General features: G+C 74.8%; 20 protein-coding genes. 6 read left to right on the top strand and 14 right to left on the bottom strand.

Annotated features, from left to right (window positions below):
• Window positions 1-129 precede the first annotated feature (129 nt).
• Entirely contained in the window at window positions 130-2,130 is a 2,001-nt protein-coding gene (locus BS75_RS37520; RefSeq protein ID WP_034091417.1) for a DUF2264 domain-containing protein, read from the top strand.
• A 30-nt stretch (window positions 2,131-2,160) separates the two neighbouring features.
• Here BS75_RS37520 and BS75_RS37515 read toward each other — a convergent pair whose 3' ends face one another.
• Complete coding sequence (locus BS75_RS37515; protein WP_034091416.1) at window positions 2,161-3,171, bottom strand: zinc-dependent alcohol dehydrogenase family protein; 1,011 nt, start codon at window positions 3,169-3,171, stop codon at window positions 2,161-2,163.
• 164 nt (window positions 3,172-3,335) lie between these two features.
• On the opposite strand from BS75_RS37515, the gene BS75_RS37510 reads away from it, so the two are divergent.
• Window positions 3,336-4,163, top strand: coding sequence for a helix-turn-helix domain-containing protein (locus tag BS75_RS37510; protein WP_042437837.1), 828 nt, complete (start codon window positions 3,336-3,338; stop codon window positions 4,161-4,163).
• A 32-nt stretch (window positions 4,164-4,195) separates the two neighbouring features.
• A complete protein-coding gene (locus tag BS75_RS37505) occupies window positions 4,196-5,056 on the top strand; it encodes an ATP-grasp domain-containing protein (protein ID WP_174515051.1) in 861 nt (286 codons plus the stop codon).
• 13 nt (window positions 5,057-5,069) lie between these two features.
• Here BS75_RS37505 and BS75_RS37500 read toward each other — a convergent pair whose 3' ends face one another.
• Genes BS75_RS37500 through BS75_RS37485 form a run of 4 tightly spaced genes read right to left on the bottom strand, consistent with a single transcriptional unit; the run spans window position 5,070 to window position 8,739 of the window.
• On the bottom strand, window positions 5,070-5,708 hold the full coding sequence (locus BS75_RS37500; protein WP_034091415.1) for a response regulator: 639 nt from the start codon (window positions 5,706-5,708) through the stop codon (window positions 5,070-5,072).
• Window positions 5,701-7,071 carry a sensor histidine kinase gene (locus BS75_RS37495; protein WP_081983009.1) on the bottom strand — a complete coding sequence of 457 codons (1,371 nt, stop codon included), beginning with the start codon at window positions 7,069-7,071 and terminating at the stop codon, window positions 5,701-5,703. The genes BS75_RS37500 and BS75_RS37495 overlap by 8 nt, the downstream gene beginning before the upstream one ends.
• Before the next feature lie 4 nt (window positions 7,072-7,075).
• Window positions 7,076-7,834 carry an ABC transporter permease gene (locus tag BS75_RS37490; protein ID WP_197091996.1) on the bottom strand — a complete coding sequence of 253 codons (759 nt, stop codon included), beginning with the start codon at window positions 7,832-7,834 and terminating at the stop codon, window positions 7,076-7,078.
• Window positions 7,831-8,739, bottom strand: a complete 909-nt coding sequence (locus BS75_RS37485) for an ABC transporter ATP-binding protein (protein ID WP_034091414.1) — start codon at window positions 8,737-8,739, stop codon at window positions 7,831-7,833. The genes BS75_RS37490 and BS75_RS37485 overlap by 4 nt, the downstream gene beginning before the upstream one ends.
• A gap of 243 nt (window positions 8,740-8,982) precedes the next feature.
• Here BS75_RS37485 and BS75_RS37480 point away from each other — a divergent pair, with 243 nt between their 5' ends.
• Complete coding sequence (locus BS75_RS37480) at window positions 8,983-9,633, top strand: GNAT family N-acetyltransferase (RefSeq protein WP_034091413.1); 651 nt, start codon at window positions 8,983-8,985, stop codon at window positions 9,631-9,633.
• Window positions 9,634-9,635: 2 nt separating this feature from the next.
• Here the strand turns inward: BS75_RS37480 and hrpB are convergent, their stop codons facing one another.
• The 4 genes from hrpB to BS75_RS37460 all read right to left on the bottom strand — a co-directional run bounded on the left by hrpB (window position 9,636) and on the right by BS75_RS37460 (window position 14,446).
• Window positions 9,636-12,293 carry an ATP-dependent helicase HrpB gene (gene hrpB / locus BS75_RS37475; RefSeq protein ID WP_034091412.1) on the bottom strand — a complete coding sequence of 886 codons (2,658 nt, stop codon included), beginning with the start codon at window positions 12,291-12,293 and terminating at the stop codon, window positions 9,636-9,638.
• Window positions 12,294-12,372: 79 nt separating this feature from the next.
• Window positions 12,373-12,777 (bottom strand): MerR family transcriptional regulator, encoded by a 405-nt coding sequence (locus BS75_RS37470; protein WP_034091411.1) that lies wholly within the window; start codon window positions 12,775-12,777, stop codon window positions 12,373-12,375.
• 16 nt (window positions 12,778-12,793) lie between these two features.
• Entirely contained in the window at window positions 12,794-13,831 is a 1,038-nt protein-coding gene (locus BS75_RS37465) for an MDR family NADP-dependent oxidoreductase (RefSeq protein WP_034091410.1), read from the bottom strand.
• Window positions 13,832-13,912: 81 nt separating this feature from the next.
• Window positions 13,913-14,446 (bottom strand): hypothetical protein, encoded by a 534-nt coding sequence (locus BS75_RS37460; protein ID WP_034091409.1) that lies wholly within the window; start codon window positions 14,444-14,446, stop codon window positions 13,913-13,915.
• A gap of 89 nt (window positions 14,447-14,535) precedes the next feature.
• Between BS75_RS37460 and BS75_RS37455 the strand changes: the two genes are divergently transcribed.
• Together BS75_RS37455 and BS75_RS37450 are read left to right on the top strand one after the other, a co-directional pair.
• Window positions 14,536-15,228 carry a class I SAM-dependent methyltransferase gene (locus tag BS75_RS37455; protein ID WP_034091408.1) on the top strand — a complete coding sequence of 231 codons (693 nt, stop codon included), beginning with the start codon at window positions 14,536-14,538 and terminating at the stop codon, window positions 15,226-15,228.
• Window positions 15,229-15,273: 45 nt separating this feature from the next.
• Entirely contained in the window at window positions 15,274-15,789 is a 516-nt protein-coding gene (locus BS75_RS37450; protein WP_034091407.1) for a nuclear transport factor 2 family protein, read from the top strand.
• On the opposite strand, the gene BS75_RS37445 is transcribed toward BS75_RS37450, so the two are convergent.
• The 5 genes from BS75_RS37445 to BS75_RS37420 all read right to left on the bottom strand — a co-directional run bounded on the left by BS75_RS37445 (window position 15,761) and on the right by BS75_RS37420 (window position 21,021).
• A complete protein-coding gene (locus tag BS75_RS37445) occupies window positions 15,761-17,533 on the bottom strand; it encodes a condensation domain-containing protein (RefSeq protein WP_034091406.1) in 1,773 nt (590 codons plus the stop codon). The two genes, BS75_RS37450 and BS75_RS37445, sit on opposite strands and share 29 nt — an antisense overlap.
• 40 nt (window positions 17,534-17,573) lie before the next feature.
• Complete coding sequence (locus tag BS75_RS37440) at window positions 17,574-18,488, bottom strand: class-II aminoacyl-tRNA synthetase family protein (RefSeq protein WP_042437841.1); 915 nt, start codon at window positions 18,486-18,488, stop codon at window positions 17,574-17,576.
• 229 nt (window positions 18,489-18,717) lie between these two features.
• Window positions 18,718-19,548: a hypothetical protein gene (locus tag BS75_RS37430; RefSeq protein WP_052070186.1), complete on the bottom strand. Its 831-nt coding sequence runs from the start codon at window positions 19,546-19,548 to the stop codon at window positions 18,718-18,720.
• Between the two features lie 3 nt (window positions 19,549-19,551).
• Entirely contained in the window at window positions 19,552-19,851 is a 300-nt protein-coding gene (locus tag BS75_RS37425; RefSeq protein WP_034091404.1) for a phosphopantetheine-binding protein, read from the bottom strand.
• 237 nt (window positions 19,852-20,088) lie between these two features.
• On the bottom strand, window positions 20,089-21,021 hold the full coding sequence (locus tag BS75_RS37420) for a 3-oxoacyl-[acyl-carrier-protein] synthase III C-terminal domain-containing protein (RefSeq protein WP_034091403.1): 933 nt from the start codon (window positions 21,019-21,021) through the stop codon (window positions 20,089-20,091).
• Window positions 21,022-21,031 lie beyond the last annotated feature (10 nt).

The raw sequence follows: 21,031 nt of genomic DNA, 5'->3' as shown, positions 1-21,031 counted from the left end.
AGATGTTTCACCGGCAGCAGTTGACACACCCGTCGACCGCTGTCCCGGGAGGGGGCTATCCAATGGGGCGCCCGGTGCGCCAGAGTGTCCCCCCGTACCGAAGGGCACGGCGAGGCGAGGACCACCACCATGAGCGATCTGCCCGACCAGGACCGGGTCCGGTCCCCGCACACCGGCTGGACCAGGGCGCACTGGGAGGCGGTGGCCGACGGACTGCTGGCCGGCGTCCGGCCCTTCGCCTCCCCCGGGCACGCGCTGATCGACCTCCCCGGGGCGGCGAGCTGGTCCGGCCGGTGGAGCGACGGCCTGGAGGGCTTCGCCCGCACCTTCCTGCTGGCCGGCTTCCGACTCTCCGCCGGCCACCCCGACGACGGCAGACCGGGCGACGAAAAGCCTTGCGCAGCTGAGGAGTTGGAGCGACTGGCGCACTGGTACGCCTGCGGCCTGGACGCCGGGACCGACCCGCGCTCCCCCGAGCGCTGGCCCACCCCGGCCGAGCGCGACCAGGCCAAGGTCGAGTGCGCCTCGATCGCCCTCGCCCTCCACGAGACCCGCCCCTGGATCTGGGACCGGCTGGAGCCGCGCGTCCGCGAGCAGATCGTGGACTGGATGACCCCGATCCTCGGCTCGACCGTCCCGGACAACAACTGGATCTGGTTCCAGAACATCACCCAGGCCTTCCTCCGCTCGGTCGGCGCGTCCTGGCGGCCGGACGAGATCCGGCGCAACCTCGACCGGACCGAGGACTGGTACGTCGGCCACGGCTGGTACAGCGACGGTGTGAACAGCGGCGGCGAGCCGCGCAACTTCGACTACTACAACGGCTGGGCGCTGCACCTCTACCCGCTCTGGTACTGCCGGATCAGCGGCGCCGACGCCGAACCGGGGCTGCTGGACCGCTACCGCGCCCGGCTGCGCCGCTACCTGGAGGACGCCCAGCACCTGGTCGGCGCCGACGGCGGGCCGCTGTTCCAGGGGCGCTCGCTGACCTACCGCTTCGCCTCGGCCGCGCCGTTCTGGGTCGGCGAGCTCTTCGACGCCACCCCGCTCGCCCCCGGCCTCACCCGGCGGCTGACCAGCGGCACGCTGCAGCACTTCACCGAGCGGGGCGCACCGGACGGTGCGTCAGTTCTGCGCCCCGGCTGGTACCACGAGTTCCCGACGATCCGTCAGCCCTACTCGGGACCGGCCTCGCCCTACTGGGCGGCCAAGGCCTTCGCCGGGCTGGCGCTCCCGGCCGACCATCCGGCCTGGACCGCCGTCGAGCAGCCGCTGGCCATCGAACTGGGCGATGTCGAGACCGCCCTGGCCGGACCCGGCTGGCTGCTGTCCGGCACCGCCGCCGACGGCATCGTCCGGATCGCCAACCACGGCGGCGACCATGCCGACCCCGGACGCCCCGGGGCCGACGACCCCTTCTACGCCCGCCTCGGCTACTCCACCCGCACCGGACCCGAGTTGGGCGACCTGGACGCGGCCACCCCGTTGGACGGCCATGTCGCCCTGGTCACCGCGGACGGACGCGCCTCGCTGCGCCGCCCGGTCGAGCGGCTGGGCGTCGCGGGCCGGGTCGGGATCTCCCGGCACCGCGCGCACTGGCTGTCCAACCAGGTCCACGCGGGCAGCCGGCCGCCGATACCCGACGGGCCGCTGCTGACCGTGGCCAGCGCCCTGCACGGCGCCGTCGAGCTGCGCGCGGTCCTGGTCGGCCGCCCGGAGCCGGGCGCGGACCGGGGCCCCTGGCGGCTGCGGCTCGGCGGCTGGTCGCTGGCCGGGCAGGAGCCGCCGGAGGAGCGGGTCGGGAGCGGCGAGGCCCGGGTCGCCCGGCCGGACGGCCTGGTCAGCAGCGTGATCCCGATCCGTGGGCTGGCCACGCTCGGGGTGGCCCGGCACCGCGACGCCAACGCCTTCGGCCCGCACTCGGCCTGCCCCTGGGCGATGACGGCCGGCCCGGTGGTCCCCGGCGAGGTCTACCTGGCGGCCGTGCTGCTGACCGCCGACCCCGAGGCCGAGCGCGGCGCCCGCGAGCTGCGGGTCCGGGTGGTCCCGGGCACGGACGCGGCGGTGGTGGAGGTCGACTGGCCCGACGGCGAGCACGACTCCGTCCGGCTGGCGACACCGGACGGCTGAGCGCCCCGGCCGCGCGGGCGGCCGACCCGCTCAGCCGTGGCTGATGACCGTCGTCCCCAGGTGACCGCCCGCGCGGACGTGCCGGAAGGCGGCCGGTGCCTCCGCGAAGGGGAACACCCGGTCGACCACCGGCCGCAGCCGGTGCGCCGTCACCGCCCGGTTCATCGCCGTGAACTGGGCCCGGCTGCCGACCGCGACACAGCGCAGCCGGGCCACCGAGCCGAACAGCACGTCCAGCGGGACCGCCCTCGCCTGCTCGCGCGCCAGCCAGTGGCCGACGAAGGCGACCTCCCCGTCGAGCGCCACCGCCTTCAGCGACCGCTCCAGGGTGCCCGCGACCTCGACCACCCGGTCGACGCCGCGTCCGCCGGTCAGCGCCCGCACCTCCTGCTCCCAGTCGGGCGTGGACCGGCGGTCGACCACCGCGTCGGCCCCGAGCCCGCGCAGCCTCCGGGCCTTCTCCGGGCCGCTGGTGGTGGCGATCACCCGTGCCCCGGCCGCGGTGGCGAGCTGCAGCGCGAACAGCGAGACCGAGCCGGAGCCGAGCGTCAGCACCGTCTCCCCCGGCATCGGCGGGCGGCCGCCGGTGAGCGCGTTCCACGCGGTCACCGCGGTCAGCGGCAGCGCCGCCGCCTCCTCGTAGGAGAGGTGCTCCGGCACCGGCACCAGCCCCTCGGCGTCGAGGAGCGCCAGCTCGGTCAGCATCCCGTCGAGCGAGCTGCCGAGTTGGTCGGCGCTCTCGTAGGCGAACGGGCCGTCGAGCCAGCGCGGGAACACCCCGGGCATCACCCGGTCCCCGACCGCGACCCGGCCGACCCCCGCACCGACGGCGACCACCTCGCCGGCCCCGGCGCAGACCGGGACCACATCCGGCCGGATCGGCAGCGGGTAGTCGCCGTCCAGCACCATCAGCTCACGGAAGCTGAGCGAACTGGCCCGGACCCGGACCACGGCCTGTCCCGCGCCCGGCCGCGGATCCGGATGCTCACGGACCGTCAGTGCCCGTTCCCCCGCTGCCGGATCGAGGTGGTAGCTCTTCATCCCGTCGTCCCTCCTGGCCGTCGCCAAGGTCTCCGCCTGCGGCTCCGGGGTTCCCGACCGGGCCTGCCCCGGTTCGGCGGAGCGATCGTCCGGCGCGCCGCGGCGCCCCGGCAATACCCGGCGAGGAATGGCACCGGGACCCCGGCTCCGGCTAGAACTGACGGGTGGACACCATCAGCGGACCGGGCGGGTTCGCCGCCGAGCTCCGGCGCCGACGCACCGCCCGGCGGCTGAGCCAGCTGGAGCTGGCCGAGCGGGCCGGGACGACGCAGCGGCACCTGAGCTACCTGGAGCAGGAGCGCTCGGCCCCGGGCCGGACGATGGTGATCCGGCTGGCCGAGTCGCTGGGGCTGTCGCTGCGCGAGCGCAACGCCCTGCTGCACAGCGCCGGCTACGCACCCGTCTTCCCGGAGTCCCGCTGGGAGGAACCGCTGCTCGGGCCGGTCCGGGAGGCCCTCGACTCCATCCTGACCGGCCATCTGCCGTACCCGGCCCTGGTCCTGCGCCCCTACGGCGAGGTCGTCGCGGCCAACAGCGCGGTGTCGCTGCTCACCGAGGGCGCGTCGGCGGAGCTGCTGCGCCCGCCGGTCAACATGTTGCGGTTGATGCTCCACCCGGACGGGATGGCCGGACGGGTCCGCAACCTGGCCGCCTGGGGACGGCACGTGCTGGAGAACATGCGCGCCCAGGCCCGCCGCAGCGCCGACCCCCGGCTCGACCTGTTCATCGCCGAACTGTCGGGCTACCTTCCCGAGCAGCCGCCCGGCCCCGACCACCTGGGGTTCGCCGTGCCGCTGCGGCTCTCCTGCGGTGCGGGCACACTGGCCCTGATCACCACCCTCACCTCCTTCGCCACCGCCACCGACGTCACCCTGGCCGAGCTGCACCTGGAGGCGTTCCTCCCGGCCGACGCCGGCACCGCCGCCATCCTCCGCGCCCGGGCCGGGTCGACCCCCTCCCTTATGATGAACAGCCAAGCGTCGTTCGAATAACCGTTCGCCGCGCTGATCGGAAGGCGCCCCCAGTGGCGGACATCGTGCTGCTCACCGGACGCACCATGCCTCGCGAGGTGCCCGAGAACGGCCTGCTGGTCGCGGAGTTGGCGGCGCTCGGCGCCACCGCCGAGATCCAGCCCTGGGACGAGCCGCTGGACTGGTCGGCCGTCGGCCTGGCCGTGGTACGCACCACCTGGGACTACTGGCTCCGGCACGAGGAGTTCACCACCTGGGCGGAGCGGGTAGACGGGCTGACCCGGCTGCAGAACCCGGCCGAGGTGCTCCGCTGGAACAGCCACAAGGGCTACCTCGCCGAACTGGACGCGCTGGGCGTGCCGGTGGTGCCGACCCGGCTGGTCGGGCGGGGCGCCTCCGAGCGGGACCGGGCCGACGCGCTCGCCCCCTTCGGCGACGCCGAGGTCGTGCTGAAGCCGGCCGTCTCGGCCGGTGCGCGCGGCGCGCTGCGGGCGGTCGCCGCCGACGCCGCGGCGGCGGTCCACCTGGCCGAACTGGTCGCGGAGGGCGACGCGCTGGTGCAGCCCTTCGCCGAGTCGGTGCTCGCCGCCGGGGAGGTGTCGCTGGTCTTCTTCGACGGCGAGTACAGCCACGCGGTCCGCAAGGTCCCTGCCTCCGGCGAGTACCGGATCCATGAGCACCACGGCGGCACGGTCCGGCCGCACACCGCCACCGAGGCCGAACTGGCCGTCGCCCGCCGCGCCCTGGCCACCGCCCCGGCCGCGACCAGCTACGGCCGGGTCGACCTGGTCGAGTTCGAGCGGGGCCCGGCCGTGATGGAGCTGGAGCTGATCGAGCCCGAGCTCTTCCTCCCCTACGCGCCCGGTGCCACCGCCCGCTACGCCCGCACCCTCACGGCGCTGCTGCAGCACTGACGATGACGATCCGTCAGAGCAGCCCCCGGCGGTAGGCCGCGGCCACCGCCGAGGCCCGGTCCTTGACCTCCAGCTTGGCGTAGATGTGCAGCAGATGGGTCTTGACGGTGGCCTCGCTGATGAACAGCCGGGCCGCCGCCTCCCGGTTGGTGCAGCCGGAGGCCACCAGCCCCAGCACCTCCAGCTCGCGCGGGCTGACCGGCTCCTCGACCGGGGCGCGGACCTGGCCCATCAGCCGGGTGGCCACGGCCGGCGAGAGAGCGGTCTGCCCCTGCGCCGCCGCCCGGACCGCCCGGTACAGGTCCTCGCGGGCGCTGTCCTTGAGCAGGTAGCCGGTGGCCCCGGCCCGGATCGCCGGCAGCACGTCGCTGTCGGTGTCATAGGTGGTCAGCACCAGCACCCGGGCCGAGCTGCCCTGTTCGGCCAGCGCCCGGATCGCGGTGACGCCGTCCATCCGGGGCATCCGCAGGTCCATCAGCACCACGTCCGGGGCCAGCGAGGCGGCCAGCACCAGCGCCTCCGCGCCGTCGCCGGCCTCGCCGACCACCTCGAACCCGGGCTCGGTCGAGAACACCCCGCGCAGCCCGTCGCGGACCACCGGGTGGTCGTCGACGATCAGCAGCCGCAAGGGGGCCGAGGTGGTGTCAGACATGCGCTTCCTCTCGGGGGATGGCCGGCGCCGAGGCGCAGACCGCCGTGCCGGACCCTGGTTCCGACTCGATCTCCAGGCTGCCGGCCAGCCGTTGCAGCCGCTGCCGCATCACGCCGAGGCCGTAGCCGCCGTCCGTCCCCGGCCCGCCGGGGGCACCGGTCGGCGCCGGGGCGGCCGGGTCGAAGCCCCGTCCGTCGTCTCGGACGTCCAGGGTGACGACGTCGCCCATGTAGGAGAGGGTGAGCCCGACCCGGGAGGCCCCGGCGTGCTTGGCGACATTGGCCAGCGACTCCTGCGCGGCCCGCAGCAGCGCCACCTCGACCTCCGGATGCAGCGGCAGCACCCGTCCGGTCACGGTCAACTCGGCCGGGATCCGCTGGAGTTCGCGCCAGGCGGCGACCACGTCGGCGAGTGCCTCCGGCAGTTCGGTGTCCTGCAGCTGGACCGGGCGCAGCGCCGACACCGCGCGCCGCGCCTCGACCAGGCTGTCCCTGGCCAGCCGGGCGGCGTTGTCCAGGTGGCGCTGCCGCTCCTGGCCGGCCTGCTCGGCGGCCTGGAGCTGGGTGACGATGCCGGTCAGCCCCTGGGCGATGGTGTCGTGGATCTCCCGCGCCAGCCGCTGCCGTTCGTCGGCCGCCCCGGCCTCGTGGGCCTGGTGCACGAGTTGGGCGTGCAGGCCGGCGTTCTCCAGCAGGGTCTCGGTGAGTCGGGCGTTGGTCCCGGCCAGTTCGGCGGAGACCCGGCGGAAGTGCTCGGCCTGGGCCTCGCCCACCAGCCCCATGGTGACCATCACGCCGACCACCATCAGGTCGAAGACCAGGATCACCGCGAAGCCGATCCAGGCCTCGACCGAGGCCGGGGGCACCCCGCCGGTCTGCGAGTAGGCGATGGGGAGGGCGGTGACCGCCACCCCGGCCGCGAGGACCCAACCGCGCAGGTAGCGGATGGCCTGGAGGTAGCCGCCGAAGGCGAAGAAGCCGAAGAAGGGGCTCACCAGGTTCATCAGCACGATCAGCGCCCACAGCACGACGAAGTGCCCGATGTCCGTCCGGAGCGCGGCCCGGCTCCGGGCCGGCCGGAAGCGGTCCAGCACGATCCGCACCAGCAGCCAGGCCCCGGCGGCCGTGCCCAGCACCAGGATCCGGATGACCGTGGTCCGGTTGCCGACGTTCACCGCGAGGCCGAGGACGACGGACAGCAGCAGCGCCCCGAACGGGATCGCCAGCAGCACCCGGGCCAGCAGTCGCTCCCAGCGGTCGAGCCGCTCGATGTCCGCCCCCGGCCCGCCGAAGGGGCCACCATCGGCGGCGACGGGGGCCCCTCGGACGGAACCTGCGGCACGGGCGGCCGTGTCGGCGGACATACTGCTACTCCCAGCGGAAGAGCCTGGCCGCGGCGAATCCGACGACGAGGGCGAAGAGCCCCATTGTTGCAAGATCACCCAGCTGCGGCCAATGCCCCTGCCAACTGTCCTGCACCGCCTGGGTCGCGGCCCCGGTCGGCAGGAAGTCGCTGATGGTGCGCAGCAGCGAGGGCATCAGCGCGCGCGGCACCCACAGCCCGGCGAAGAACATCAGCGGGAAGAACAGCGCGGCCCCGATGGCGTTGCCGGACTTGGCGCCGGGCGCCAGCGCGGCGACGAACAGCCCGACCGCGAAGAGCGAGGCGGCGGCCAGCAGGAAGACCAGCACCAGGGCGAGCGGCTGCTTCGGCAGCGGCACCTGGAACGCCAGCCGGCCGACGACCACGACCAGCAGCAGCGAGACCACGGCCACCCCGAGGTAGAGCAGCGTCAGCGCGCCCAGCAGCAGCCTGGACGGCACCGGCGCGGCGGACAGCCGCCGCAGCACTCCGCGCTCCCGGTAGGAGGTCAGCACCGGGGCGGCGCCGTTCATCCCCAGCATGGTGAGGGTGAACACCACCATGACCGGTGCATAGGACTGGATCAGGCTGAGCCCGTGCAGGTCGGCCTGCCGGGTGCGGAAGGTGGGGATCGAGCCGAGGATCACCATCAGCAGGGTCGGGAAGACCAGGGTGAAGAACCAGGCGGCGGGCTCCCGCAGGAACAGCCGGGCCTCGGTCGCGGTGAGCTTGCGCAGGGCCTGCATCTCGGTGCTGCTGGTCACTTCTCGCCTCCGGTGAGTGCGATGTAGGCGTCGTCGAGGTTCTGCTCGTGGATCCGCAGCTGGGTCACGACCTGCTGTTTCCTGGCCAGGTGGCCGGTGACGGTGTCGGTCAGCCCGCCGGTCCCGGTCACCGTGACCGTGCCGTTCCGCTGCTCGACCCGGGTGACGCCGGGCAGCGCCCGCAGCTGCTCCAGGTCGAGACCCTCCGACGCGGTCGGCCGGAAGCTGACGGCGGTCTGCGCGCCGACCGCCGCCACCAGCTGCTGCGGGGTGCCGCAGGCGACGATCCGGCCCTGGTCCAGCACGGCGGCCCGGTCGCAGAGCGCCTCGACCTCGTCCATGAAGTGCGAGACCAGGACGATGGTCACGCCCTCGTCGCGGAGCTGCCGGACCAGCTCCCAGGCCGCCCGGCGGGCCTGCGGGTCCAGGCCGGTGGTGAGTTCGTCCAGGAAGACCACCTCCGGGTCGCCGACCAGGGCGAGCGCGATGAACAGCCGCTGCTGCTGGCCGCCGGAGAGCTTGCCGAAGCGGGCGTCGCGCTTCTCCTCCAGGCCCCAGGCTCGCAGCAGCTGCCGCGGGTCGCGCGGGTGCTCGTAGAAGGAGGCGTACAGCTCCAGCGCCTCACTCACCCTCAGGTTCTCCTGCAGCTGCGCCTGCTGGAGCTGGACGCCGATCCGCCGGCGCAGCTGCAGGCCCTGTCGGCGGGGGTCCAGGCCGAGCACCCTGACCGTCCCGCCGTCGGGGTGGCGCAGTCCCTCGACGCACTCCACGGTGGTGGTCTTCCCTGCCCCGTTCGGTCCGACCAGGCCGAAGATCTCCCCCTGCTCGACCGTGAAGGAGACGCCGTGCAGCGCCTCCCGGCCCCGGTAGGCCTTGCGGAGGTCGGTGACCTCGATGACTGACATGGCTGACTGCTCCTCGCGCTCCGAGCGCCCGTTCCGGCCGCTGCACCCAGCCTCCCGTCGCGGAGGGGTCGGCCGGATCACCCGACCCGCTGCACCTGGCGGACCGTCGGTGGACCCCCGGATCAACCGATCGGTTGATCCACCGGCGGGGCGCGCCGCGACCGGGACCGAAAGAACTCGCCGGGAGCACCCGGCCACGGTAATATCCAATAGCACAGAGCAACCATTACTCCTGGGGGAACCATGCCCATCCCGTCCGTACCGGAACTCGTCCACGCCTGGGTCGACGGCTGGACCGTCTCGCGCGGGACGGACGGCCCGGTGACCACCCCCTGGGGGCTGCGGGTCGAGGTCGGGGAGCCGGGCCACCAGGCCCGCCATGTCCTGCCCGAGGCGGACGAGGCACTGCTGCGCGCGCTCTCCGCCGCCGAGACCGCCCCGGAGGTCTGGATCAAGACCTTCGTCGAGCCGGAGCGGGTCGCGGCCGGTCTCGGCAGCGGCTGGAACGGCAGCCACAACGGCGAGCTGATGGCCACTCGGCTACGGCGCAGCGCCGTCGCCGTCCCGGACGGCTACCGGGTGGAGTCCGAGTACGTCGACGCCGTCACCCAGCTCCGGGTGCTGGCCGAGGACGGCAGCGTCGCCGCCAAGGGCCGGGTGGCCGTCACCGGCGGCAGCGCCGTGGTCGACCGGATCAGCACCGACCCGGAGCACCGGCGGCGCGGCCTCGGCAGCGTGGTGATGCGCACCCTGGCGAACACCGCCGTCGACGCGGGCGCCGAACTCGGCGTCCTCGGCGCCTCGTTCGAGGGCCGGGCACTCTACCTGACCCTGGGCTGGGAGGTCCGGGCCCCGCTCAACAGCTATGTCAGGGAGCCGCAGCCCGCAGCCTGACGCTACCGGCGCGGGTTGAGCCGCCGGGTGGGCTCGGCGGCGGCCGGGTCCTCCGGCCAGGGGTGGCGCGGATAGCGTCCGCGCAGATCGGCCCGGACGGCCCGGTAGCCCTCGCGCCAGAAGGACGCCAGGTCGCCGGTGACGGCGGCCGGACGCCCGGCCGGTGAGAGCAGATGGACCGTCAGCGGCGCGCGCCCGCCGGCCAGCGCCGGGGCGGACTCCCAGCCGAACAGCTCCTGCAGCTTGACCGCCAGCACCGGCCGCTCGCCCGAGTAGTCGACCCGCACCCGGGAGCCCGAGGGCACGGTGATCCGCTCCGGCGCCAGCTCGTCCAGCCGACCGGCCGCACCGCCGGCCCAGGGCAGCAGTCGGTTCAGCGCCGAGGCGGTGTCCAGCCGCTCCAGGTCGGCGCGGCGGCGGGCCCGGGAGAGCTCGGGCTCCAGCCAGTCCTCGGCCGCCGCGAGCAGCGCCTCGTCGCCGACGTCGGGCCAGGGCTCGCCGATCCAGCGGTGCAGGAACGCCATCCGCTCGCGCAGCCCGGCCGCCCCGGCCGACCAGGTCAGCAGCTCCCCGACACCCTCCCGGGCCAGCCCCTCCAGCAGCGCGGCCCGGAGCAGCCCCCGGTCGGGGGCGGTGAGCGGGACGGCGGACAGCTCGATCGCGCCCAGCGACTCCACCCGGCGCGCGGCCACGTCACCCCGGCGGCCGCCCGGCGGCACGGTCCAGCGGACCTCCTCACGGACCGTCAGCAGCCCGGCCCCGGCCGCCCTGGCCAGCGCCTCGTCGAGGGCGGCGGCCCGCTGGAGCCGGGCCGAGGGCGATCCGGCGGGGCGGTCGGCGACCGCGACGGCCAGCCACTCCACCCCGGTCAGCGCCGATCCCGCCGTGGTCTCGGCGGCGGTGCCGGAGGCCATGACATAGGAGCTGCGGACAGGTGCGAGGCCGTGGGCGCCGCGCTCGGGCGTCTCGCCGCGCGGCCTGGGCGCCCTGGCGCGGGCGATCCGCTCCGGGAAGGCCAGCGCGACCACCAGTCCGGCGGCCGAGGCGTCGGGCAGCTCGGCGGCGCCCCGGACCCGGCCCGCGCCCGCGCCGCCACTCGCGCCCGCGTCCGCGCCCGCGTCCGCGCCCGCGCCGCCGCCCAGGTGCTGCCGCAGTCGACGGACCTCCTCGCGCCAGCGCCCGGCCGAGGGGTCGCGGCCGTCCCTGAGCGTCCGCCAGACGGCGGCCAGGTCGTCGCCGAGGGCGCGCGGCGGCTCCTCCGAGAGCAGCGCGACCAGCTCCGCCGCACGCCGGTCGCCGACCTGCGGGGCGGCGTCGAGCAGAGCGCGGGCCAGCCGGGGGTGCAGCCCGGTCCGGGCGATCCGCTGCCCGCGTCCGCTCGCCCGGCCGTCGGCGTCCACCGCGCCCAGCGCGGTCAGGGTCTGCCGCGCGGCGGCCATCGCGCCCTCCGGCGGCGCGTCGGGCAGCGCGAGCCCGTGGGCGTCCGGGTCGCCCCAGCAGGCGGCCTGGAGCGCGAAGGAGGTGAGGTCGGCGAGCAGGATCTCGGGTGTCGGCAGCCGCTTGGCGCGGGCGTCCTCGGCCTCGGCCCAGCAGCGGTAGACGGTGCCCGGGGCCTCGCGCCCGGCCCGGCCCGCCCGCTGCCGGCCGGTCGCCAGCGAGGCCCGGACGGTGACCAGGCTGGACAGCCCCCGGGCGTGGTCGGTCCGGGGCTCCCGGGAGAGCCCGCAGTCGACCACCACCCGGACGCCGGGGACGGTCAGCGAGGACTCGGCGACCGAGGTCGACAGCACCACCCGGCGCCGCCCGCCCGGGCGCAGCACCGCGTCCTGCACCGCGGCCGCCGCGCGGCCGTGCAGCTGCAGCAGCTCGACGTCCCCGCCGGTGCCGTCCAGCAGCCCGGCGACCCGGGCGATCTCGCCGGTCCCGGGCAGGAAGCAGAGCACATCGCCCCGGTGCTCGCGCAGTGCCCGGCGCACCGTGTCGGCGACATGCTCCAGCAGCGCCGGGTCGGTCCGCAGGCCCTGCGGCGGCCGGACCGGACGCGGTGGCGGCGACCAGACCAGTTCGACCGGGTGGCTGACGCCGTGCGCCTCCACCACCGGCGCGGGCTCCCCCTCGCCGCCCAGCAGCCGCGCCCAGGCGGCGGTGTCGGAGGTGGCCGAGGCGCAGACCAGCCGCAGGTCGGGGCGGAGCGTGGCGCGGACGTCGAGCAGGAAGGCGAGGGCGGTGTCGGCGTCGAGGTGGCGCTCGTGGCACTCGTCCAGCACCACCACGTCCACGCCGTCGAGTTCGGGTTCGCGCTGGAGCCGCTGCAGCAGCACACCGGTGGTGACCACCTCCACCACGGTCCGCGGCCCCACCCGCCGCTCGCCGCGCATGGTGTGCCCGACCCGGCCGGACGGCTCCTCCGCGCCCTCCCCCAGCAGCCAGGCCATCCGCCGGGCGGCGGCCCGGACCGCCAGTCGGCGCGGTTCGGCGACCAGCACCCGCAGCGGCGGCCCCGGCAGCTCCGGCACCAGCCCGGCCAGCGCGAGCGGCACCAGCGTGGTCTTGCCGGTCCCGGGCGGCGCCGCGAGCACGGCCGTCCCCTGCTCCGCCAGCGCGCGCTGGAGCTCGGGGACGGCATCGCGGACGGGCAGCTCACGCCAGGCAGGGTTCACCCCGGCAGTCTCGCCGATCGGCGGACCGCCTGGCCAACGGCGCCCGGGACGGCGGCGGGCCGGGTGAGTGACCCGGCCCTCACCGCGCCCGGCGGTGGCCCTGCCGGACGCGGGCGACCAGCTGCTCGCGCAGCCCGGTCAGCCGGCCGATCTCCGCGTCCAGGACGGCGATCCGCTGCTCCGCGACGCTGACCCCGGGCTCCGCCGGCTCGCAGGCGCAGCAGGCGCACCGGTCGGCGCCGGCGCACGGCTCCACGTACCCGTCCACCAGATGGAGCCGGTCGGCGACGGACCGAAGGTCCTCGACGGTCAGTCCGATGGACAGCAGCTCCCGGATCGCCCGCAGCCTGGCGACGTCCTGCTCCCGGTACTCCCGCTGCCCGGTGGCCGTGCGCGGCGGCGCCGGCAGCAGCCCCCGCTGCTCGTAGAAGCGCAGCGCCCGGGGGGTCGTCCCCGCTGCCGCCGCCGCGTCCCCGATCCGCATCGCTCGCCCCCAGGTGCTACAGCTCGACCACGACCGTGCCGAAGTGGCTTCCGGCCAACACCTCGTGCAACGCCCGGGCCGCGCCGTCGATGCCCGGAATCCGCACCTGCGGGAAACGGATCTCGCCGGAGCGCAGCCAGCCGCCGAACCGCTCGTTCCACTCCGGCAGCAGTTCCGGGACGTCCTGGCCGCTGACGCTGCTCAGCGTGATCCGCTTGATGATCAGCTGGAAGGAGTCGAGCTCGACCGGGGCCAGCATCCCGCCGTCGCGGCCCCGGGGCTCCACCGCCAACTGTCCGGAGAGCGCGCCGACCAGCACGAACCGGGCGTGCGGCCGGGCCAGCCCCACAGCGGCCTGCAACTGCTCGCCGCCGACGTTGTCGAGCATCACGTCGATGCCCTCCGGCGCGGCCTTCGCCAGCTGCTCCGCCATCGGCCCCGCGCCGCGCACCACCACCGCGTCGTAGCCCAGTTCGGCGACCAGGCGGTCGGCCTTCTCCCGGGTCCCGGCACTGCCGACCACCCGGCCGGCGCCCAGCAGCCGGGCCAGCTGACCGGCCATGGTGCCGACCGCCCCGGCCGCGCCGGAGACGAACACCGTGTCCGCCGGCCTGACCCGGAGGCCCTGGGTGAGCGCGACATAGGCCACCCAGCCCTGTGCCAGATGCGCGACCGGATCCGGCAGGACGTCGCCCAGCGGGACGGCCGAGGCGAGCGGCACTGCGGCGTACTCGCGCCAGCCCAGCCAGTGCGAGACCAGCTCGCCGGGGCGCAGCCCGCTGTCGGCCGGCGCGGCGACGACCTCGCCGATGGCCGGTCCGTAGAGGGTGTCCCCCGGACGCAGCGCGGTGAAGGGGGTTCCCTCCACCCCGCCCTCGATCAGGGTGCGCAGCGCGGCGACCACCTGGAACCAGCGGTTGCGCACCAGCACCTCCCCGGGACCGGCGACCGGCAGCGGGGTCTCCACGAGTCGGAAGTGCTGCGGCTCGGGCAGCCCCTCGGGCACGGCGGCGAGCCGGATCTCACGGGAGCTGGTGGGCAGGTCAACGGCCATGTCGGGCCTCCTGGACGGCGGGGCGGCGGCGGTTCGCCGCGCGCGGTGCCCGGACGCTAACCCCTGACCTGCACGTCAGGGTCAAGCCCCGGCCACCGGCCGGACCGCCCAGTCGGCGAGTCGGGCGAAGTCGGCGGGGAGCAGGCCGATCCGGGGCGAGACACGGTGCAGCAGCGCGGGCCCGCCGTGGTGCGCCCGGACGTACTCCTCGTCCTCGGTGGTGATCTCGTCGTCCACCCAGGCGAAGGCACGCCCCGCCGCCCGGGCGACCACGGTGCGGGTCTTCCAGTGGGTGTTGTCGTCGGGGTAGTCGCCGCAGTTGTCGAAGGCGACGTAGGGCAGCTCCGGCAGCCCGAGCTGCGGAGCTATCCAGGTGTTGGCGTGCTGCTGCCAGGTGGTGCACCAGACCAGCTCGTACGGCAGGGCCACCAGCGCGGGGCCGTGGTCGTGGTTGAGCCACACCCGCAGCGGCCGGGCGTTCGGGTCCTGCCAGCCGGGCGGGCGCATCCGGTAGGTGCGGTAGCCCTCGGGGCGGCGGCTGGCCTTCGCGGCGTACGGGTTCAGCGGCCCGTCGACGTCGAGCAGGAGCAGCGGGCGGGTCTCGGCTCCGGCCATGGCTCCTCCACTCGTCGGCGCGGGGCGGCGGGGCCACAGTCGAACACCCCTCCGAGGCACCGTCAACCAGGTTTCGGCAGAATGTCCGCATGCAACCCGCGCGCACCGGCGTTCCGCTCCTCTCCGAACAGGAGTTGGAGCTCACCACGGTGGTCGCCAACAACTCCATGAACCGCGAACGCGGGCTCTCCGGCGTCAACAGCTACGCCCGCGAACTCGGCCTCGACCCGGCCACCTGGCTGCTCGCCCGCGCGGGCGGCCCGCCGGCCTGGCTGGACCTGTGCAGCGGCAGCGGCCGCGCGCTGGTCGCGGCCGCCCCGCTGCTGCCTCCGGGCAGCGTGCTGACCGGCGTCGACCTGGTCGGACCGCTGCTGCCGCAGCCGCTCCCGGCCGGGGTGGAGCTGGTGGTGGCCCCCCTCTCGACCTGGTCGCCGCCGCGCGTCCAGTCCCTGGTGACCTGCGTCCACGGCCTCCACTACCTGGGCGACAAGCTCGGGTTGCTGGCCCGGGCCGCCTCCTGGCTGGCGCCGGACGGCCTGCTGATCGGGCATCTGGACCCGGCCTCGCTGCGGCTGGCCGACGGCTCGCCCGGGGCCCGGCCGATACTGCGCTCGCTGCGGGCGGCCGGGTTCGGGTACGACCCGCACCGCCATCTGCTCAGCCTGGCCGGCGGACGGGCGGTGGACCTCCCCTTCCGCTTCCTCGGCGCCGACCCGGACAGCGGTCCGAACTACACCGGCCAGCCGGCCGTGGCCTCCCACTACGCCCCGCTCCCGCGCTGAGAAATCCGATGGCGGCAGCCGTCCCCCCGCTGGTAGGAAGAGGCGATGACAACCGATGCCACCGGGGCCACTGATCCGGCCGACCCGCTCGCCCGTCTGCTCGCCGAGCGGGACTGCGAGCGGCTGATCGTCACCTTCCTGCACCGGCTCGACCTGGGCGAACCGAGCAGCGTCGCCGAACTGTTCACGGCCGACGGGGTCTGGGAGTGGCCCGAGGGCGACCGCCGGATCGAGGGGCGCGAGGCGTTGCACGACTACTTCGGCTCCCGCCCCGCCGACCGGCTCTCCCGCCGGATGACCGGCAACATCCTGGTCACCCTGGAGTCACCGACACTGGCCCGGGCCACCTCCTACTTCACCACCTACCGGGTCGACGGCTGGACCGGGGGCATGCTGCCGCCCCGGCTGCCGGTGAACGTGGGCCACTACCAGGACACCTTCCACCGGGTCGGCGCCGACTGGCTGCTGGCCCACCGGGTCCTCTTCCTCGCCTTCGGCGGCGAGACCGAGCGGCTCCCCGCGCCCGGCGACGTCAGTTCAGCAGCGCTTCCCAGTCGGTGACGGCCGCGTCCCGACCGCTGCCCTCGGCGATCACCGGCAGCCGCTCCGGATCCGCCGTGGAACCGGCCGCTCCCCCGGGCACGGTGTCCCCGTGCGCGGTGTCCCCCGGCACGGTGTCCCCGTGCACGATGTAGTGGTGCGGCGCCATCGCGGTGTCCCGGCCGCCGAGGGCCGGAACCACCAGCCGGTGGACCGCCTCCGGGGTGAGCCCCGCCGCCGGACCGGCCGGGTCCACCCGGAGTCGGGCGACGAGTCGGCCGTCCACCAGCTCCACCCGCACCCCGACGTCCGCGCCGAGGACCTCCGTCAGCAGCGTGCGGACCGCGTCCAGATCGATCCAGGAGCCGTCCACCTGCTGCCAGTCGCCGATGCGGACGCCCGGTTCCACCCCGGTGAGCGCACCCAGGCCGGCCAGTGGCACCGGCCCCTCGGCGGCGGCCTCGACCACGGCGAGCAGCCCGCGCACGAACTGCTCGGTCTCCGCCCGGTCCAGCACCTGCGGGCAGGTCAGCAGGGCCAGTTCGAGGCAGCCACCGACCCGCACGATATTGAGCATCAGCCGGACCGGGATCCGCTCGTCGGGGAACCAGCTGATCTCCGGGTCTCCCACCGGCGCCGGACGCGCCTCGGACACGGACTCGGGGATGGTCAGGCTGAGGTCGTTCACCACCACGTGCCGGGCGAAGCGGGAGCCGCGCAGATGGGCGACGTCCTCGATCATCCGCCAGACCTTGGCGGCGTCGAAGGTGCTGTGCCAGTACCCGGCCAGGGACGCCGCCTTGGTGCGCCCGATGACCTCGTCCAGGTCGGCGCCGTCGGTGTCCACCGCGAGGAAGGCGTCCTGGGCCAGGGTGCCGACGTACTCGGCCATCGCGGGCCGGTGGCGGTTGGCCGACAGCGCCGCGATCACCAGCCGGTGCTGGTCGGCGCGCTGGGCCACCAGTGCGGCGAAGGCCGCCAGCAGGACGGTGGACGGGGTGGCCCCGGTCCGCCGGGAGGCCAGCTCCAGGTGCCGGGCGGCCTCGCGGGAGCGGAGGATCAGCACCGAGACCAGGTCCGGCGGGCCGGAGATGCGCGAATCGGCGAAGACCGCCTGCGGGCAGGTGCGCAGCACCTTCTCCCAGTGCCGCAGCGAGGCCTTGCCCCGCCGCAGGCCCAGCCCGGACTGCTCCGAGGCGGCGACGGCCAGCGGGGTCGGCGCGACCACGGGCGGCAGCTCCTTGCCGGCCGCCAGCGCCTGCCACTCCTGGACCAGCAGCGCGGTCGCGGCGCCGTCGGCGCCCGCGTGGCTGACCACCACGGCCAGCCGGGCCGGCTCGCCCGCGCGGGTCACCAGGGTGAAACGGAGCGGGAAGTCCTCCGCCAGGTCGAACCCGACGGAATTGTCCGTCCGCGCCAACTCATCTGCCAGCAGGTCGAGTTCAGCGTCTTCCAGCGGCCCGGCCTCGACCAGGGTGACGGTGAGCTCGCCCTCGGCGCGGACCAGCTGGCAGGCCGGGAAGCCGTCCGGCCCGGCCGGGAAGACGGTGCGCAGCGACTCGTGCCGCTCAGCCAGTGCCCGCAGGGCGGCGAGCGCGGCCGGCAGGCTCGTGCCGTCCGGAACCGGCCAGACGGCCTGCTTGTTGATCTGCTCGGGGGTGTCCCGCAGAATACAACGGATCATGTTGTCCTGACCCAGCGTCAGCGGTCCGCTGCCGTCGGTCCCGCCGCTGTAGCGGATCGTGGTCCGTGTGGTCCGACTCATCTCACCTGCACCTCTCGGGACGTCATTCAATGACATGTCGTCAGCTCGGTTCGGTGATGGCCGTGACGACCGACTCCGGCCAGGCCGACGGGCAGGGGCCGTGGGCCTGGACCAGCGCCAGTACGATCCGCTCGACGCCGAACGCCGTGCAGGCGGTGTGGCCGACCGCGCCGCCGCTGGTGAATCCGAAGACCTCGCCGAAGTGGTCCTTGTGGACATTGGCCGAGGCGATCGCCTGGACCAGTCCGTCGGCCACCGGGACCTTCATCTCGAACTTCAACTCCTGCACCCGCTGCGCCGCCTGGAAGAGGCGCCGGGACGGACCGAAGAACGGGTCGTCCGCGACCTCGACCTCCACCTTCAACGACATCTCCGCCAGCCAGCCGGTGACCCGTTCCAGCCACCGTCCCCGCCAGCGCAGGCAGTGCTCCTCGGTGCCGGCGGTGACCAGCTCGACCATCCGGAAGCTGCGCAGCCGTCCGGTCTCGCTGGTGGCCTCCTGCCGGAAGCACTGGCCCTCCACCGTGAACCGCACGGGATCGGTCAACTCCCGTCCGGCGAGCCCCGCGTAGACCGGGTAGCAGGCGGCCGGAAGCAGCACCAGATCGCTCAGCCGCTGCTCCGAGTGCCAGCCGCCGCCCTCGACGGCGTGCGCCGAGAGCGGCTTCCAGTCCGCCGGGCTGCCTGCGAAACTGTGTACTGTGCCCAGGAGTTGGGGGAATGCCTTCACATAGCCGGCCCGCTCGACCAGGCTGCGCGGCACCACCGGCGGAATGGCGAGTCGGGGGAAGTCCTCCTCTGCGGCGAGCGCGGTGATGCCGCGCCGCAGCAGGGCGACCACCGCCTCGAACGGCGCGGAGGCCAGGACCACCCCGGCCGCCCCGGTCGGGATGAGCACCGCCTCGCCCGGGGGCAGGACGGTGGGCTGATCAGCGGTCGGCTGAGAGTCCGTCATAGCTGTTCCGTTCTCGGTTGCGGGAATCGGTGTACGGAGGCCGGTCCGGTCCCGGGCGACCGGCCAGCGGCGGTCCCAGCCCCTGGGCCGGGCGTCCGCCGAAGACCTCGACGCAGGCCTCGCGGCGGCGCCGGAGCCGGGTGAAGCGACGGGCCCTGGCATCGTCCGTGGCCGCCGAGGCCACGAACCGGGCGTCCGCGCCCGGGAAGGTCCACGGTGTCACCGGCGGTCACAGCGCGGCCGGGGCCGGGATGAGCAGGGTGCTCATCCGGCCGAGTCGCCGGTCCAGGTCGGCGACCAGGACCGGCCGCCGCTCCGCACGCCATCCGGGGAGCCGGGCAGCCAGCTCCGCCCAGACCCCGGTCATCGGCTGCCCGGCCCGGGCCCGCACCGCCTCCGGGGGCGTAGGCCCGAACTGCGGGCCGATGACCAGGGCGGTCCGCCGGTCGAGCCCGGCCACCCGGGTGCGCAGCATCCCGTCCCCCGACTCACCGGGGATGCCCGAGACCTGGGACACCGTCACTCCCGTCTCCCTCTCCTGCTCGCAGACCAGGACGACCGCGCAGTGCCGGTCGGGCAGCGGCTCCGGTTCCGCCGGGTGGTAGTGCAGCGCGGACTGCTCCAGCACCAGGACCACCGCCCTCCCGCAGCCACCGCCGCGGACGGAGTCCGCGGCGATCCGGAGCGCGGTGAAGGCCGCGGCCGCGCCCTGGTCGCAGATGGCGAAGGCCAGCGGCGAGCCGGGGCAGAAGCTGCTGAGGTGGACGGCGGTCGAGCGGCCGGGACGGACGTCCGGCGCCGAGAAGGCGAGGACCAGCAGGTCCACCGGTTCGTCCGGGGCCAGGGCCTCCCGCAGCAGGCCCTCGGCCATCTCCCCGTAGGAGTGCCCGACACCCTGCCGCAGCAGGTCCTCGCGCAGCGGGATCCCGTACGGCCGGGTCAGGTCCGTGACGAACACCCGAAGGTCCGGATCCAGCGAGGTCTCCGACCGGCCCGTGAACTCCCGGGACAGGACGTTCGCGATGCGCAGGCCGGAGCCGCCGGGCCGGGCCGACGGCACGGGTCAGTCCTCGACGATGACGTGCCCGGCGATGAAGTCCGCCAGGCTGGCGACCGAGCGGAGGTCGTCCTCACCGATCTCCTCCACGTCGACCTGGAGGTCCAGCGACTCCTCCAGCTCCAGGATCAGCTCCAGCGTCCCGGCCGAGGTCAGCCCGAGGTCGTCGAAGAGGCAGGCGTTCTCCGGTACCTCCGGCAGGTCGCGCTTCAGTACCCGCGGCAGGAGCTCGCCGATGCCGGCGAAGACCCTGCCGCGCAATTCGATGTCGTGCTGGACCTTGCTCTGGACTGCGGTGTCTTCCATGGATGTGCTCCCGTCCTGTCGTACTGGCGGAGTGAGGGGCCGGCGGGCTGCGAGGGCCGGCGCCGAACGGCATGGGGCACGCCGGGGCGGCGCCCACCGGCGCAGGCGGCTGCGGGCGGGCGTGGCGGCGCGAAGGCGAGCTGGGGTGTCGGGGCGTTGGTGCTGACGAGGATTCCCGGGGGTTTCCCGGTGCGGCCTCGGGAGGGCCCGGTCGGATCCGGGCGGACCGACGGTGCGTCAGTGCTCGACGACCATGGCCGAGAAGGTGGCACCGATACCTGAGGCGGCAATCAGGTAGCGGTCGCCGGACTGCAGCAGGCCCCGCGTGGCGGCCGTGTGCAGATTGATGAGGGCGTCCGCTGCGAAACTGTGCCCGACCGAGGCCACGTTGTCCAGCACCAGCTTGTCGAGCGGGAACCCGAGACGGCGGCAGAGCGCCTTCCAGGAGACCTCGTTGACGTTGTGCGGCAGCAGCAGGGCGAGCTCCGCGAGCTGTGTCCCGGCCTGGTCGAGCGCGGCCGTGATGGCCTCGGCCATGGTCTCCGGGTAGTCGCGCTGGTAGCGCGTGAGCAGCGCCGGGTCCTCGGCCAGCCGCCCGTCGAAGTCGGGCCGGTGCCGGACCGCGTAGGACAGCACCCGGTCGCGCGGGCCCTCGGCGCGGACCAGGCAGGCCGCCGCTCCCTCGCCGAAGATGGCGGTCTCCGGCACCAGTTGGGCGTCCCTGGTGAAGGTCTTCTCGCCGGCCAGGACCAGGGCGAGGGCCTGCGGATCGGGATCACCGGCCAGCAGCCTCCCGGCCAGGTCGATCGCCAGCAGGCCGACGGCGCAGGCGTGGTGGGTCACCGTGAAGGCGTTGGCATGGGCCAGGCCACGGCTTTCGAGCAGTCGGTGCAGCGGATTCAGCGGATAGGGCACGGCCACCGGCATGCTGCGGGCGTGCAGCACGAAGCGGACCCGGTGTTCCTGTCCGCGCAGTTCGGGCAGGGCGTCCACGGCGCCGGTGAGCAGGTCGAGCAGCGTCCCGTCCGGATCCAGGCGTACCCGGTCCAGTCCGTGGAAGCGGCGGAAGAGTCTGAGTTGACGGGGGGTCAGTCCGATGCGCGCCCCCACCGCCTCGATGGGCTCGGTGTGTCGGGGCAGGTGGACAGCCACTGCCTCCAGTGCGGTCACCCGGGCTAGT

The sequence above is a fragment of the Streptacidiphilus albus JL83 genome (assembly GCF_000744705.1).
In the GTDB taxonomy this organism is placed as follows: domain Bacteria; phylum Actinomycetota; class Actinomycetes; order Streptomycetales; family Streptomycetaceae; genus Streptacidiphilus; species Streptacidiphilus albus.
This window is presented reverse-complemented; position numbering and strand designations above follow the sequence as displayed.